This is a genomic window from Vibrio sp. 14G-20, from assembly GCF_026241515.1.
Taxonomy (GTDB): domain Bacteria; phylum Pseudomonadota; class Gammaproteobacteria; order Enterobacterales; family Vibrionaceae; genus Vibrio.
Map to the genome: position 1 here is coordinate 252681 of NZ_JAPHPW010000005.1, position 14246 is coordinate 266926.

13 protein-coding genes and 1 pseudogene are annotated in these 14246 nt (G+C 43.8%); 7 read left to right on the top strand and 7 right to left on the bottom strand.

The annotated features are described in order from the left end of the window. Positions 1-2 precede the first annotated feature (2 nt). From OQJ75_RS06805 to OQJ75_RS06820, 4 genes are all read right to left on the bottom strand, one after another. Positions 3-1223 (bottom strand): efflux RND transporter periplasmic adaptor subunit, encoded by a 1221-nt coding sequence (locus tag OQJ75_RS06805; protein WP_265971661.1) that lies wholly within the window; start codon positions 1221-1223, stop codon positions 3-5. After that, complete coding sequence (locus OQJ75_RS06810; protein WP_265971660.1) at positions 1220-2668, bottom strand: TolC family protein; 1449 nt, start codon at positions 2666-2668, stop codon at positions 1220-1222. The genes OQJ75_RS06805 and OQJ75_RS06810 overlap by 4 nt, the downstream gene beginning before the upstream one ends. A 113-nt stretch (positions 2669-2781) precedes the next feature. Continuing rightward, positions 2782-3051: a hypothetical protein gene (locus tag OQJ75_RS06815; RefSeq protein ID WP_265971659.1), complete on the bottom strand. Its 270-nt coding sequence runs from the start codon at positions 3049-3051 to the stop codon at positions 2782-2784. A gap of 318 nt (positions 3052-3369) precedes the next feature. Next, a complete protein-coding gene (locus tag OQJ75_RS06820; protein ID WP_146492737.1) occupies positions 3370-4578 on the bottom strand; it encodes a NupC/NupG family nucleoside CNT transporter in 1209 nt (402 codons plus the stop codon). 614 nt (positions 4579-5192) lie between these two features. Here OQJ75_RS06820 and OQJ75_RS06825 point away from each other — a divergent pair. From OQJ75_RS06825 to OQJ75_RS06840, 4 genes are all read left to right on the top strand, one after another. Further along, positions 5193-5669 carry a hypothetical protein gene (locus tag OQJ75_RS06825; protein WP_265972002.1) on the top strand — a complete coding sequence of 159 codons (477 nt, stop codon included), beginning with the start codon at positions 5193-5195 and terminating at the stop codon, positions 5667-5669. Between the two features lie 284 nt (positions 5670-5953). Next, complete coding sequence (locus OQJ75_RS06830; protein WP_017064872.1) at positions 5954-6223, top strand: PTS sugar transporter subunit IIB; 270 nt, start codon at positions 5954-5956, stop codon at positions 6221-6223. 10 nt (positions 6224-6233) lie between these two features. After that, the gene (locus OQJ75_RS06835) at positions 6234-7490 is read left to right on the top strand and encodes a PTS ascorbate transporter subunit IIC (protein ID WP_265971656.1); all 1257 of its coding nucleotides are present in this window, start codon (positions 6234-6236) and stop codon (positions 7488-7490) included. After that, a complete protein-coding gene (locus tag OQJ75_RS06840; protein WP_017070990.1) occupies positions 7487-7936 on the top strand; it encodes a PTS sugar transporter subunit IIA in 450 nt (149 codons plus the stop codon). The genes OQJ75_RS06835 and OQJ75_RS06840 overlap by 4 nt, the downstream gene beginning before the upstream one ends. 164 nt (positions 7937-8100) lie before the next feature. Here the strand turns inward: OQJ75_RS06840 and OQJ75_RS06845 are convergent, their stop codons facing one another. Continuing rightward, complete coding sequence (locus OQJ75_RS06845) at positions 8101-9366, bottom strand: HD-GYP domain-containing protein (protein WP_265971654.1); 1266 nt, start codon at positions 9364-9366, stop codon at positions 8101-8103. A 224-nt stretch (positions 9367-9590) separates the two neighbouring features. On the opposite strand from OQJ75_RS06845, the gene OQJ75_RS06850 reads away from it, so the two are divergent. Next, positions 9591-10127, top strand: a complete 537-nt coding sequence (locus OQJ75_RS06850; RefSeq protein WP_265971652.1) for a GNAT family N-acetyltransferase — start codon at positions 9591-9593, stop codon at positions 10125-10127. Between the two features lie 131 nt (positions 10128-10258). Here OQJ75_RS06850 and OQJ75_RS06855 read toward each other — a convergent pair whose 3' ends face one another. Next, complete coding sequence (locus OQJ75_RS06855) at positions 10259-11608, bottom strand: sensor histidine kinase (RefSeq protein ID WP_265971651.1); 1350 nt, start codon at positions 11606-11608, stop codon at positions 10259-10261. Further along, positions 11601-12290, bottom strand: a complete 690-nt coding sequence (locus tag OQJ75_RS06860) for a response regulator transcription factor (protein ID WP_048608971.1) — start codon at positions 12288-12290, stop codon at positions 11601-11603. Before OQJ75_RS06860 ends, OQJ75_RS06855 begins: the two co-directional genes overlap by 8 nt. 532 nt (positions 12291-12822) lie before the next feature. On the opposite strand from OQJ75_RS06860, the gene OQJ75_RS06865 reads away from it, so the two are divergent. Together OQJ75_RS06865 and OQJ75_RS06870 are read left to right on the top strand one after the other, a co-directional pair. Beyond that, complete coding sequence (locus tag OQJ75_RS06865) at positions 12823-13380, top strand: hypothetical protein (protein WP_265971648.1); 558 nt, start codon at positions 12823-12825, stop codon at positions 13378-13380. A gap of 183 nt (positions 13381-13563) precedes the next feature. Then, positions 13564-14190: pseudogene (locus OQJ75_RS06870) on the top strand (PAS domain-containing protein); the annotation flags it as partial. Positions 14191-14246: the final 56 nt, after the last annotated feature.

Sequence of the window (14246 nt, forward strand, 5' to 3'; positions counted from 1 at the left end):
GATTAACCCTCCGCCTTAGCCAAAACGACCATGCCTGCTTTAAAGCTGCTTAACGGACGCTTAACCACTTGAACACCGTCACCAATTTCCAAGTTCAATTTGGTAGGATCGATGTAAATCAAACCACCCTTTTCAAATTCAACATTCGCGTTTGATTTCGAAAGTTGACCACTATCATCCACAAACCACAGGTCGCCTTGCTGAGAAAGTGCTGAAGCCGGAAGCTCCCACAATTGGGTTAACTGCTTACCCGAGATCGTCGCTTGCACGAATGTGCCTGGATAAAGATCTTTCTCTTGCTCCAAAGGGTTATCAACTTTCACGATCAATGAGCGCTGACGCGTGTCTTGTTGTAAGTGCTGCTCTACTCGCTCGACATAACCTTGCCATTGGAATTGACCATCAGAACTCGACAGAGTCACAGGCCACGGCTGTTGTTTCAATTGCGAGTTATCGCTGCTTGGCACACTCAACCATTGGCTTTCAGACAGTGGCACAGAAACTTCAACCTCGTCGATGCTGTATAACGTAGCGATCTGCGCGCCCGTTTGTGCGTAGCTTCCCGGTTGAACGTCACGACTCACGACCAACGAATCAAAAGGGGCAACCAAGGTTGTTTTTTCGAGGTCTTGCTCAGCCTTCACCAATTCAAGCTTGGCGTTCTCTAGAGCTGCTGTTACTTGTGCCAATTGTGGCTCACGCAATACCAAAGGTGAATCAGGTTCGCCAGACAAACCAGAACGTTGCCATTCGGACTTCGCTTGTTCGCCTTGTCTTTGCTCTTCCAATAAATCCAGTTGAGCTTGAGCCACATTCGCCTTTGCTTGGGTTACCGCTTGTTGGTAACTGGTCGAATCGATATTGGCGATCACCTCACCTTGGCCAATCACTTGCCCTGTTTCAAACTGCGAACTGATCGTTTCTACTCGGCCGCCAACTTCAGTTGAAAACATCAACTCGTAACGCGACTTCGCTTCTCCGTATCCCACGACTTCTGCTTGGTAGTCACCCAATGTTGCGAGTACTACAGACACTTGTTGCTGCTGTGAAGCAGCCAAAGTCGTCGTTTCAGTATCAACAGACACAGCTTGAGGCTCTGAAACCACTAGTTCATTGGCCTTTTCAGGAACAGGAGCCACTTGGGAACCGTTGTAAGCAAGGGCTGCAAAGATGCTTGAACCAGCCACTAGAGTGATGGCAATTGTGATGGTATTCAGTTTCATGAAGATACTCCCAAGCCCAGAGCTAGGCCTAAATCAATTCGGTTTACGAGACGGTTATAAATGGTTTGTGTTAGCTGCGATTCAAGGTCATAGGTTTGTTGCTGAACAGTAAGTAAATCAAAAATGTCGACCAAACCCTGACGGTATTTCTCTTCATAGCTAGTGAAGCTGCGTTGTGCGCTCACTAAAGCGTTCGTTAGATGTTGCTGTTGAAGCGTTAATGACGACTCTTGACCCATCGCATTCTCCACTTCATTTACCGCACTCAGCAGTGTTTCTTGGTAAGCCCAGTAGCTGGTTTCCGTGGTTAAATCTGCAATCTCCGCCTGTGCTTTCAGCTTGCCACCTTGAAACAGTGGTGCTGACACTTGACCAAGCGCACTCCACAAAGGCCCAGTCAACAAGGCTTCGCTTGGAGATTCCGCCATGTCAGTTAGGCTCGCTGATAAGCTGATCGAAGGCAGCATCGCTTTGTATGCTGCATCTGCACGCAATGCTTCTGCTTCGATGTTGAAGAAAGCCGCTTGAAGATCCGGACGCCCTGCCAGATCTTGCGTCGGCATGTTGTCTAGCGGGTTAATGATGGTTGGGAATGAACCGAGCTCAGGTATTGAAGCTAGATCAGAGTCGCCACTCCATTGCCCTGTTAACAGAACCAGCTCACGGCGACTTTGTGCAAGTTGCTCGCGGTAATCGGCTAAGGTTGACTGAGTCGATGCGCTGCTGGTTTTGGCGTTATCCAGGTCTTCAAGGCTACCTAGCCCAGCACGGTAACGTTCTAAAACCAGCTCTTCGTTATTTTCTAGAATCACCAAGCGCTGCGTTTCAATATCAACAAGCTGCTGCTTCAAGCTGATATCAAGCCAACCTCTCATCACACTCGCGACCAAAAGGTCTTGAGCGCCCTGAAGGTTAGCCTGAGACGTCGCTATGTCTTTTAAAGCGGCGTTGTTTGTGTCTGCAAGCTTCTGCCATAGATCGAGCTCCCAACCAACCGTCACATCTGTGGTATAGGTTTCAGTGGTGCTTGAGCCGTTAGTACCTTCGGCAGCTTTACCAGAAAAGCTCGCATCTACGGTTGGCAAGCGGTCGCCAGACGTTACACCTTGCTGTGCATAGGCTATTTTGAGTGCTGTGATGCTTTGTTGGAGGCTTGGACTGTTCTGCAGTGCACGCTCGATATAGAGATCGAGTTCTGGTGCATTCACGAGATCGGTGAGTTGCAGGTTCTCAGTTTCCAGATCTTGGCCATTAGAAGCCTTTTGATCCAAAGCTTGTTCATCAGAAGCTTTCTGGATCAGCTCCGAGAGCAAGCTTTGCTGCGTCTGATTAGTATTTTGTTCGGCTAGCGATACGTAATCAGCCTGACTGGTTGAAGTACAACCGATCAAACCAATTAGAGCGAGCGCGATAACGGAATGTTTTAAAGGAAGATTCAATTTCATCTTCTTGTCTCCTGTAAGAATGGAGACAAGATAACGAGCTGGGGGTTAAGAGAGGGTTAAGGCGAACGTTAACCCTAAAGAAAATGCATAGAGCATACGTTTAAACTTCTGATTTACGCTTCTGACTTGCTTGAGAAGAGCCCACCGATCTTATAACCAATCGCATAACAAACTACCGCGATAGTCACAAACACCAGTGCCGAGAAGAAGTAAGCCACCGATGCCGCTACGCCAGTGCCCCATACAACGCTAAAGACTAAACCGAGATAAGCCTCTTGCGGCCACTGAGAGATAGGAAACTGAGTACCACCAGCAATAAGATAAACCATCGCAAACAAGCCAATGAAGGTAGCAATAAGACCGATGAGAACGCGCATGTTCATGGAGAGACCCTTGATAAATTTGAGCTTGGTTGCCGTATTCTTAATCGAAGCCGAGTGTTCTTAATAGAAACCGGATTTTCTTAATCGAAGCAGAATGCTATTAATCGCAACCTAATGATATTCAAGTATATCGGATAAAACAGGCTTGCTCTATTACTCTTCCGAGTGAGCCAAGCACACAACAGAGCAATGAAAGTGTTGATTTGAATCTGAATCAACCTAACGAGCAGGCACAAAAAAGCGGACACCCTTCTTACGTAAACTCCGTAAGTCAGGTGCCCGCTTTTACTGAATCTAGCTGTTCTGTCTAAATCTAGCTTAAAGCAGGATGAAGATACCCGCTAAACATGCACTCATTAGGTTTGCTAGCGTACCAGCAGCTACCGCTTTCAAACCTAGGTTAGCGACTTCAGCACGACGCTCTGGCGCCATCACACCGATAGAACCCAGTTGAATCGCGATAGAGCCGATGTTAGCAAAGCCACATAGGGCAAATGTCACAATCACTTGGCTGTGTTCAGATAGCAGCGCTTTGTTCTCTACGAAGTCGATGAAAGCAACAAACTCGTTCATTACGATCTTCTGACCGATGTAAGAACCCGCCATTAATACTTCATCACTTGGAATACCAATCAGCCACGCTAGTGGTGAGAACAGGTAACCGAAGATAGCTTGCAGAGTAATACCCGCAAAACCGAACGTCTCACCTAAGCTTTCTAGTCCCGTATTCACCATTGCAATCACACTCACGAATGCAATCAACATAGTACCTACCGCTACTGCGACTTTCATACCGTTCATCGCGCCGCTTGCCAATGCATCGATCACGTTGCTTTGGTCAGCTTTATCTAGTTCGATATGGTCGTAGTCACTTGGTGTGCTGCGCTCAGGAACGATGATCTTCGCCATTAACAGGCTACCTGGAGCTGCCATGAAGCTTGCGGCAATAAGGTATTTAAGTTCAACACCTAAACCAGCATAACCACCAAGCACACTACCTGCTACCGACGCCATACCTCCTGCCATTACAGCAAACAGTTCAGAACGAGTCATAGACTTTAAAAAAGGACGAATAAGAAGAGGAGACTCACCCTGAGAAAGAAAGATATTACCTGTCGCAACAAGAGATTCAGCTTTACTTGTACCCAGCAGTTTTTGCACCGCTCCGCCCAAGATTTGAATCACTTTCTGCATGATACCTAAGTAATAAAGCGCAGAGATCAAAGCACTGAAGAAGATAATGATTGGAAGTACGCGAACCGCGAAAATGAAGCCTTCAGTAGCAAGGTCACCGAAAAGGAAAGCAATACCAGCGTCTGCAAAACCAAGTAGGCTAGAAACGCCATTACTTAGGCTTGTTAACGCCAACTGTCCCCATGGGAAATACAATACTAGAGCAGCAAAGCCAATCTGAAGTAAGAGAGCACGAGAGACCGTTTTCCAGTTAATCGAAGAACGACTTTCAGATAGCAGGTACGCGCAAGCAATCAGTGCAATAACACCGACAAAACCAAATAGAATATTCATAATGTGTCCTAGTAATCCTTATAGAGTGAACATGAGCCAAGCAAATGACATCAAAGGAACAGGACAAAGAACCGCAAGCAAAACGCTACGCGATGAAGGAGCTAACAGAGTTAGCGACTGTAACAACGAGTTGTTCATGTAAAAAATCACCTTATACAAGCAGTGGAACGTAGCTGGTCCGGTCCGTGGGGTCATTCACATATCCATGTGACGGCTTGTATTGGCTAAGCACCGGCTTAAAACCGGAAGAGAAGTATAAACAGTTAAGTGAGACTTTCATCACATTTTTTAACGCAAACGATCGCGCGGTCAAGGATTAAACAAAACGTATTGTTTGTCGTCGTTTTCGTGCTTCAAAAACTGTAAACAATCTGTATAAGGTTGAATTTGGAATGTTAAGTCCTTAAGCGTATGAGCGTAACCTCTCGGTTAATTCTGTGTGATTATTAGCTGTTTTCTGTGCTCTGCCTCATTTCCCGCGACTTCAAGATTCATCTTAACTTTAGATGCGTATATACTTTGTAGGTATCTCACCAAATAATATCTACAAAATACTAATAGAGCTGATTAGATATAACAGCCATTGAGACTAAGAGAGGAAACACGTGAAGAAAATGGAAGCTCCGCACGACATGAACAATGGAGCTAGATTCAAAACAAATAGACACGGCTATGTGAAAGTAGTTGAATATTATAATACCTACACTGTTATTGTCGCGTTTGAAAACACCGGAAATATCCGCGCTATCAGTGCGGCGAAATTACGTACAGGTCAACTAACCGATCGTTCGGTTGCACCTGAGTCAATTATGATTGGTGAAAAGGTTGAGTCTGTTAAACACGGAATATTAACCATTACTCAAGTTGAATCTGAAAATATTGTTGTACTGACCAATGCTAATAATGAAGAAATTAGAATGCTATTGCCTGCAGTACAAAAAATGAAAGATAAAACTGAAGACGTCGACAATGAAAATGTTGCCGCGCCAAAACCGACCTCGCTTAGTCAGTTAACGAAAAGAAATAAAAAGACCAAAGACGTTAATAGCATGCTTAAGAAAATGCTTACTGACTACGGTCGATACGATTAATTACTCATTATCTGCAATAAAGCCTCTAAATATTTATACCCTAGCGTCAGAATTAATTAAGCCTTCCTTTCTCAATAAAATACGTTGCATATTCAAGTGAAAAGTTAAATTTGATCAAAGTCTCACTCTGGATCTTTACTGCAAATTAACGAGATCTCCGTCACAATCTCATTCTAGCTTTGTGATGGGGATCTTATTGAAATCTGAATATTTCCATTACTATGCTCTCACACAATAAGAGAACGAAGTTTCTCAACCCCTAAAATCCAATTGAGACAAATATTATGAAAAAGATTCTTGTAGTTTGCGGTAACGGCCTTGGTACTTCTCTAATGATGGAAATGGCAGTGAAAGAAGTCGCTAAGAAAATTGGTTTTGAAGCAGAAGTTGATCACGAAGATCTATCATCAGCAGCATCAAGCAATGCCGACATTTGGGTAGCAGCGACAGACGTTGCAAACCAACTAAAAGACGCTGGTAAAGAGAACATCATCAGCCTTAAAAATATTTTTGACAAAGCATCAATCGAAGAACAACTAAAAACTTTCATGTAAGGTCAAAATTATGCAAAACTTTTTCGAGTTCATGCTCGGCTTATTAAAAGAGCCAGCGATCATGGTAGGTTTAATTGCTTTCATTGGCCTAGTTGCTCAGAAATCTGATATTTCTACCATTCTTAAAGGCACCATTAAAACCGTAATGGGTTTCCTAATTTTAGGTTTTGGTGCAGGTGCTCTTGTTGGCGCTTTAAATAATTTCTCAGTTGTATTTACTGAAGCATTCGGCGTAAGTGGTGTTATTCCAAATAACGAAGCAATTGTGGCACTAGCACAAGAAGCATTCGGTTATGAAATGGCACTTATTATGTTCTTCGCATTCGTTGTGAATATTTTATTGGCTCGTTTAACACCTTTAAAATATATTTTCTTAACGGGTCACCACACAATGTTCATGTCTATGCTGGTAGCAGTAATCCTGTCTACAGCGAACATTCAAGGCACGGCTCTAGTTGCGATTGGCTCGATCATTGTGGGTTCATTGATGGTTATCATGCCTGCACTTGCTCAAAAATACACAGAGAAAGTGATGGGTACCGATCAACTGGCGATGGGTCACTTCTCAACATTCTCATACTTGGTTTCTGGTTACATTGGTAGCAAGTTCGGTGACACGTCTAAATCAACAGAAGATATCAACGTACCAAAGAGCTTAATGTTCCTACGTGATACACCTGTAGCAGTAGCAACAACAATGGCAATCTTCTTCATGTTTGCTTCTATTGTTGCTGGCGGTGACTTTGTTGAAACCGTTTCAAATGGTCAAAACTGGGTAGTGTTCACCTTCATGCAGTCTCTTGTGTTTGCCGGCGGTGTGTACATCGTACTGCAAGGTGTGAAGATGCTGATAGCTGAAATTGTTCCTGCATTTAAAGGTATCTCTGACAAGCTAGTACCGGGTGCGAAACCTGCTCTAGACTGCCCAATGGTATTCCCTGTAGCGCCAAACGCGGTACTTATCGGTTTCCTTTGTTCTTTCGCTGCTGGCCTACTAGCAATGGCAGTTCAAGGCGCACTTGGTTGGACAATCATTGTAGCGGGCGTTGTTCCTCACTTCTTCGTAGGTGGTGCAGCGGGCGTTTACGGTAACGCAACTGGCGGTCTACGTGGTGCGGTTCTAGGTTCATTCACGCAAGGTCTATGTATCTCTTTCCTACCAATGCTACTGCTTCCAGTTCTAGGTGGCCTTGGTCTTGAAGCAACAACATTTGCTGACTTCGACTTCGGTGTAGTTGGTCTGATTCTAGGGTGGATTGTTTCATGAGCCTATTCGATTTAATTGGTAACCAAGGCGTTATCATCAACTCTGAAGAGAACCTAACGGTTGATGCAGCGATTGATGTGACATGTTCAACACTGCTAGCAAGCAACAAAATTGAAGCAAGCTATGTTGAAGCTATCAAGCAAAAGCACAAGGACATCGGCGCGTACTATGTTCTAGCACCAAAGATTGCTATGCCTCATGCTCGTCCTGAAGATGGTGTGAACGAAGCATCACTGCAAGTGACAGTATTCAAGAAGGGTGTTGATTTAGAGTCGGAAGACAACGGTGACGTTTATCTTTCAATTACTCTGGCGGCGATGGACTCAGATAGCCACATCCATACGATTATGGCGCTATCAGAGTTGTTCCAAAATGATGATGACATTGATGCCATTATCGCAGCGGAAACAGAGCAAGCGATCATCGAGATCTTAAAGCGATACTAGCTTCAATTTTTAGGTCTTAACCTTTAGTTCCTACTGATGTTTATCTCCTGAAAGCCCCCATTAAAAAAGCGATAGCCTCAGCTATCGCTTTTCTGTTTCTGGTGCTTAGTCATTTCTCATTGGGAGTAAGTTAAGCCATCCCTCCCCCAAAAGACTCGTTCGTACTAAAACGCGAACATTCTTTTATCGGTCGATAATTCAAAGCAGTACTGCGCATGTTTTTCAAGACATTCAAACACTTCTCGGTCTAGCTTATAGTTTTCAACATGGTCTCTCAAAATAGCCATCGTCTGTTTTAACGTCATACCACCACGATAAGGACGTGACTGAGATAATGCTTGGAACACATCAACTACTGCGACGATCCGACTCGGTTGATCCAACTCTTCTGCCGTTTTGCCCATCGGATAACCTGAACCATCTAATCTTTCATGATGATTGGATGCCCACTGGCATACCTGAGGAGAACTAAACAACTCTTGCAGTGCAAATCGAGTATCCGTTGCATGTCGCTTAATACAACAGTACTCCTCTTCGGTCAGCAAATCCGGCTTATGAAGAATGTCATTAGGTGTTTGCAGTTTGCCGATGTCATGAACTAACCCTGCTAAATAGAGTTTACGCTGAGTTGTGTATGAATAACCCAACTGCTTGGCAAGATATTCTGAGAGTTGCCCAACCTTCAAAGAGTGCTTAAAGGTAAATGAACTCTTGGTATCAACCACATTGGCAATGAATTCGGCAAAAGCCACGGTTTCATCCAGCGACATTTGTTGAGAGAAGAACGGCACAGGTTCAAAGTTGTCCCGCATGTTTTCAATGTAAGGGATCTCCATCGAAAACCAAAAATCGTCCAGATCGACCAACTCACACATGTGTTGCACAAGATTGGTTTCGAACATCTCGTCTGCTTGCTCAGTCAAACGTTCAATAATGCTCGCTTTGCCATCCGGAGTCAGGTTTCCATACCGATCTGAAGAAGTGATGCCGTAAAGGTAGTCCACTCGATCCGCGAGCATGACAATCGCAGCCAACTCTTTTTCTAACTCACTGATCGGCATCGCTTTAAGATCAACCCAAGGGGTATGGTGATAAAGCACCGGCTTAGCGAATATAGAAAGAACTGGACACTCTTTTAGGATTTGGTAGCCCTTTTGACAATGGTGATAGCTCGCATCAGGAACAAACCCAGAAGTCAGACTGAGCTGCTCATCAATTTGTGATACGCCACAGTCGTGAATTAACCCCAATGAGAACGCAAGTTGCGCCTGCTCTTCTTCCCACCCGACACTCAGAGCACATCGATACGCGATGTAACCCACCCTCTGTCCATGATTCTTGCTTTCAAAACCGACGTTATCAAGCGCCTTCGCAATACCAAATAGAGCCTTTCTAAGGTCTACGGTTACATTCTGGCAATGTTGATTCATTATTTAAGCCTAGCATTTTTATAGTTTTTATATATTTAGGTTGCCAATACTAATTCATAGTTAATGATTATATACACAACTATTGTAAGGTTTAATGAGTTTCGTGATAGAACTAACGTATCACGTAATATTCGTGCTACAAGTTGTTGCATATTGTTTATTATGCGACATTATATCCTGCTGTTAATCGTACATTTTCAAACCAACCGAGGACAAAAACACGTATGTTCGAAACTGTTATAGACGAAGAACTCTCCATCGCATTGGTCGAAGAAAGCTTCGCTACCCATTACGCTGACTATTCACAAAGCCAAAATGAGTATCTTAGCCAGTGGTTAGCATGGCCACCGCACTGTAAAACAGAGCAAGATTTTAGGATTTTCATCCAACGCTCATTACACGATTATGCTGAAGGGAAAAGCATGACATGTGCCATCGTGTATCAAGGAAAGATCGTCGGTAACTGCAGTTTCAATACCATCGACCACAATACCAAAAAGGTAACGATTGGTTATTGGTTGTCACAGTCTCAACAAGGCAAAGGCATCGTCACTCGCGTGGTTCAAAAACTGATTGATATTGCTTTCAATGAGTTAGATATGGAAAAGGTAGAGATATCAGCCGCAACCGGTAACCAAAGCAGCCGTAAGGTTTGTGAGCGCTTACATTTCACGTTAGAAGGTATCATCACGCGTAACGAGAATTTGAATGGTCGCATCGTTGACCACGCTATTTATGGCCTTCATCGCTCTAAGCTCTAAGCTCTAAGCTCTAAGCTCTAAGCAGTAGTAACTAAGAAGTCACTCGCTTGTGAATCGGAATATGAAAAAGCCACGGTATTAATCCGTGGCTTTGTTATTTGACGAGCCTGAACAGCTCTTAAAGCTATAGCTTATGCGATTTTTGGAATCACGATACTGAATTTGGCGCCACCATAGTTGCTGTCGTCGATTTTGATATCCCAAGAAAGCTTTTTAGTCGCCGATAGAGCAATCGCGAGGCCTAACCCCAATCCACCGGTGGTCGACGTTCTGCTTGAATCTAATCGAGAGAACGGTAGAAATACCTCATCACGCTTATTCTCCGGTATTCCAGAACCATTGTCTTCAATCACTACCAGCCAGTTTTCTGAGTTTTCATCTAACGTCATCCACACTTGGTCTTGTGTGTAATTACCAGCATTCTTGAGAACGTTATCGAACACCAAACGCGCCATTGAACAGTCACATTTAATCTTGCACTCTAGCTGTACCTTAGATTCAAAGGTGACATTCTCTAGTTTCGAGTAACGAATTCGGTCTAGGCAATACTCACGAAGATCGGAGGTCACTTTAACGAGCTCAAAGAAAGAGTTATCCATGACGTTCAACTTCGACAGCATGATGATTTCTGACGTGAGCTCGTTGATATCCTCAATGTAGGTATCAATGTCATCGAAAAGAACCTGATGATTATCGGGCGCTCCCCTTCTTAGGATATCGGTCGCCAGTTGAATACGACTTAACGGAGTTCTCACTTCGTGTGGGATAGCTTGAGCGAAAATATGACTTTGTTTTACTTTGCTTTCGATCTCTTCAGCCATGAAGTTAAAACTGCTGGCCAAATCAGAAACAGGATGGATGTCGTCCATGTCAGATCGAGTACTGAGCTTGCCCTTACCAAATTGCTTCTGCTTCTCGACAAGCAACTCTATTCTTTCTTGAAAACGCCTCACAGGTAAGTAAACACTTGCTCCAATCGCTACGATCACAGCCAACAACAGCCCTAACAAAAAGTGTCGTTCTGAATCTTCATACCACTCAATGTCAGGAGAGAAAAAGTCCCCTACCTCACTGAACCCAAAACTAAATTTAGAGTTTGGTAACTGAAACACGGCCGAATAGAGGTTGTCATCACTTAGATATATCGGCACACCGTTTAAGGTTGTGTATAACTCACATTGTTGGCAAGGCGCCTCGCCCGACCAATTCTCCAACAGGCGTAAATTGAAGATATAAAATTGTTGGTAGCCTGTTCTATCGAGCTCTTTATAGAGTGAGTTTTCTTGATTGTGTTGACGAACATACTGCTCCGCAAAGTAGATGCCATCATTGAGGAAGGTTTCGATCTCGGTGCGTCGCATGTGCCCTTCACCAAGGTTCAAAAACAAAAATATCGTTGCCGACATCCCAGTCACAATCCCAAGGTATAAGCGAGCAAACATCGAAACCGAGCGAAGCTTCGTAGCAATAGACTTACGCAACCAGCATATACCCCTTGTTGCGAACCGTACGAATCAACTGTTTGTCTTTTGCGTGAATGCGCAGCTTTCGGCGTAACCCAGACACGCGCATATCAATCGAGCGATCATTAAACGCGTAATCAATCCCTCTAAATAGCTGACAGCACTGGTCTCGAGTCACGACCTGACAGATGTTATTAACGAGAAGGTTTAAGATTTCAAATTCAGCAGAAGTAAGCTTGAGGTTTTGGCCATAGAGCGTGGCACTTTGAGCAGAGCTGTTGATTACAATATCGCACTGTTTTTCAGCCGTGGTTTCTTGGGTAGTTGTTACGGGAGTGGCTCGACGCAATAACGCTTCAATTCGTGCTAATAAGGCATGGCCACGAATCGGCTTGGCAACGTAATCGTCCGCGCCAAACTTAAATAAGCTGACCTCACTCATTTCATCGGCAGAGGCCGTGAGCACTAAGATCATTCCATTGTAAAACTCACGGGCTTGACGGCAAATCTGCGCGCCGCTCATGCCTGGGAGCATCAAGTCCAACAGCACTAAATCAGGTTCAATACTTCGGATCGCTTCAAGTGCCAAGTTTCCTTCATGAACAACGCTAACATTGTAACCTTCGGCTTCGAGGTAAAGCGTCGTTAAACGAGCTATCTCTTGGTCATCTTCAACAATGAGCACTTTGGTTTTCGACATTCATATCACCAGTATTTATTAAAAGCGAGGGCAGTATATATACTGGTCATAGATCATCAATATTGCGATCAGAGCCCTACATTTACCGTACGCAAAACATAGTAATCACTTTTGTACATACACGTTTACAAAATAGAGAAGCAACAACCAGTGCGCCTTGGTTTATCAAGGTTACCTCCTTCAGTACACATTATTTGCTGTGTTTTCATCGCCTACCACCCGCTTACATTTGCTTTATTTTCTTACGCGTACTTACATTTGAGGTGTTTACAAAACCCAATCAAACCAACTACCCATACACCAATAACATAACAGTTAATAGCACTGAAAATCCAAACTTTACCAGATTAAAAATTTAAAAAAATAGACTTACAAGTAAAGGTAATCGATTACCTAGACCCAGACTCAGAGCTTTCCATTTTTCATCGTGAGGTAGATCCTGTTAAGCAGTACCTTCTTAAAGTAATATTCATGCAACTAATGAATAGACTCAATATTACGCAATAATCACTTCCATAGGGCCCATTTTAAGATGAATAAAACGCTTTCACTGTTACTGACCGCCACCGCTTTAGTTTCAACACCAGTCATGGCAGACACCAATAAACAAGAAATGGTGAACCAAATTCAAGCGCAAGTCAGTTCTTGGATAGACATTCAGGTCACGCCACAAAGCAGCATTATTCAAAAGATGGTCTTCAACTGTGAGTTCTACAGTGCAACGCCTTACATTAAGTCACCAGACGGAAGCGAGAGTAGTTCTGGCTCATACCGCTTTTACGCACATAACGGTGTATTGGGCTCGATGACAGAACCCTTCACCACTCAACCTCTACCTGAATTGACGATGTGCCTGAAAGAAGACTTCGTGGTGACCAATCAAGATGAAGCACAGCTATTATTTGAAGCTATCGAAACTGTCTATCCAAACCACTCTATGTTTGATGAGAACTTTCCTAAAGAGATCATCCAAAAACCAAATGGTTGGCACTTCATCGACGGAGAGATTTTTGATGATAAGAAAGGCTATGTCATCGAAAGTACCCCTGAAGGTAAAGTGACCAAAATCATCCGCTCACTGAACCTTTAACACGCTGTTTCTTCTGTGGCACTTTGCTGTGCTTAAGCACTTTATTGTTCTGTAGATCATTACGGTTCTTCAAAACAGCTTCTTAATGCGCTTAAAGGCCAGAATTCAATTTGAGACGCGACGACCGAACACACGATTTCGGTGGTCGCTGTTCGACCAAAATATCAGTTCACCGAGTTCAATATGATGACAAGTTATCAACCCTTCGAGCATCTCCAGTGTCCAATTTGGATATATGACATTGATAATAAGAGAATAACTTGGGCAAACAGCAGCGCCCTTCCTCTGTGGGAGTCTGAATCTCTATTTGAGCTGACATCTCGCGACTTTAGTGTCGAGATGTCAAAAGCAATCGAAGCGACATTGGAAGAGTACCAAAGGCAATTTCTACGCAACGAAAGCATCAAGACATGGTGGAACTTCACTCCCAACTACATTTCGAAGCGTGCATTGTGTCTGTTTTCTGGAATCCCACTGCCAGACGGTCGAACTGGCATGCTGGTACAAGTCGTCGCTGAAGAAGGAAGTTTAAAGCACGATCTCGCTTGCTCTGATGGTGCAAACCTCTCCCTTCTATTTAATAAATCGGGAAGCATAGTGAGTGCTAACTCCGCATTTTTTCACAACTACGGCTCACCGTTTAGCACCCTATCCGACTTCGTTTCGAGTGAAGAGACAGCAGCACAATGGCTGTTTACCGTGCGTAAAGGCCGAGAGATATTAGAAGAAGTCAGCTGCGAAATAGATGGCAAGACACACCATTTTGATGTGCAAGGAAAGTGGCTCTTTGATAAAAGCGAACTGCTGTTAATGTAGTGGTCAACTAAAATTGGCCACGGTTTTAGAGTTTTCCCAATATAATCGTT

Excerpts from the sequence above, each read along its gene's own strand:
- OQJ75_RS06805 (WP_265971661.1), bottom strand. The coding sequence starts at position 1,223 with ATGAAACTGAATACCATCACAATTGCCATCACTCTAGTGGCTGGTTCA.
- OQJ75_RS06810 (WP_265971660.1), bottom strand. The coding sequence starts at position 2,668 with ATGAAATTGAATCTTCCTTTAAAACATTCCGTTATCGCGCTCGCTCTA.
- OQJ75_RS06815 (WP_265971659.1), bottom strand. The coding sequence starts at position 3,051 with ATGAACATGCGCGTTCTCATCGGTCTTATTGCTACCTTCATTGGCTTG.
- OQJ75_RS06820 (WP_146492737.1), bottom strand. The coding sequence starts at position 4,578 with ATGAATATTCTATTTGGTTTTGTCGGTGTTATTGCACTGATTGCTTGC.
- OQJ75_RS06825 (WP_265972002.1), top strand. The coding sequence starts at position 5,193 with ATGGAAGCTCCGCACGACATGAACAATGGAGCTAGATTCAAAACAAAT.
- OQJ75_RS06830 (WP_017064872.1), top strand. The coding sequence starts at position 5,954 with ATGAAAAAGATTCTTGTAGTTTGCGGTAACGGCCTTGGTACTTCTCTA.
- OQJ75_RS06835 (WP_265971656.1), top strand. The coding sequence starts at position 6,234 with ATGCAAAACTTTTTCGAGTTCATGCTCGGCTTATTAAAAGAGCCAGCG.
- OQJ75_RS06840 (WP_017070990.1), top strand. The coding sequence starts at position 7,487 with ATGAGCCTATTCGATTTAATTGGTAACCAAGGCGTTATCATCAACTCT.
- OQJ75_RS06845 (WP_265971654.1), bottom strand. The coding sequence starts at position 9,366 with ATGAATCAACATTGCCAGAATGTAACCGTAGACCTTAGAAAGGCTCTA.
- OQJ75_RS06850 (WP_265971652.1), top strand. The coding sequence starts at position 9,591 with ATGTTCGAAACTGTTATAGACGAAGAACTCTCCATCGCATTGGTCGAA.
- OQJ75_RS06860 (WP_048608971.1), bottom strand. The coding sequence starts at position 12,290 with ATGTCGAAAACCAAAGTGCTCATTGTTGAAGATGACCAAGAGATAGCT.
- OQJ75_RS06865 (WP_265971648.1), top strand. The coding sequence starts at position 12,823 with ATGAATAAAACGCTTTCACTGTTACTGACCGCCACCGCTTTAGTTTCA.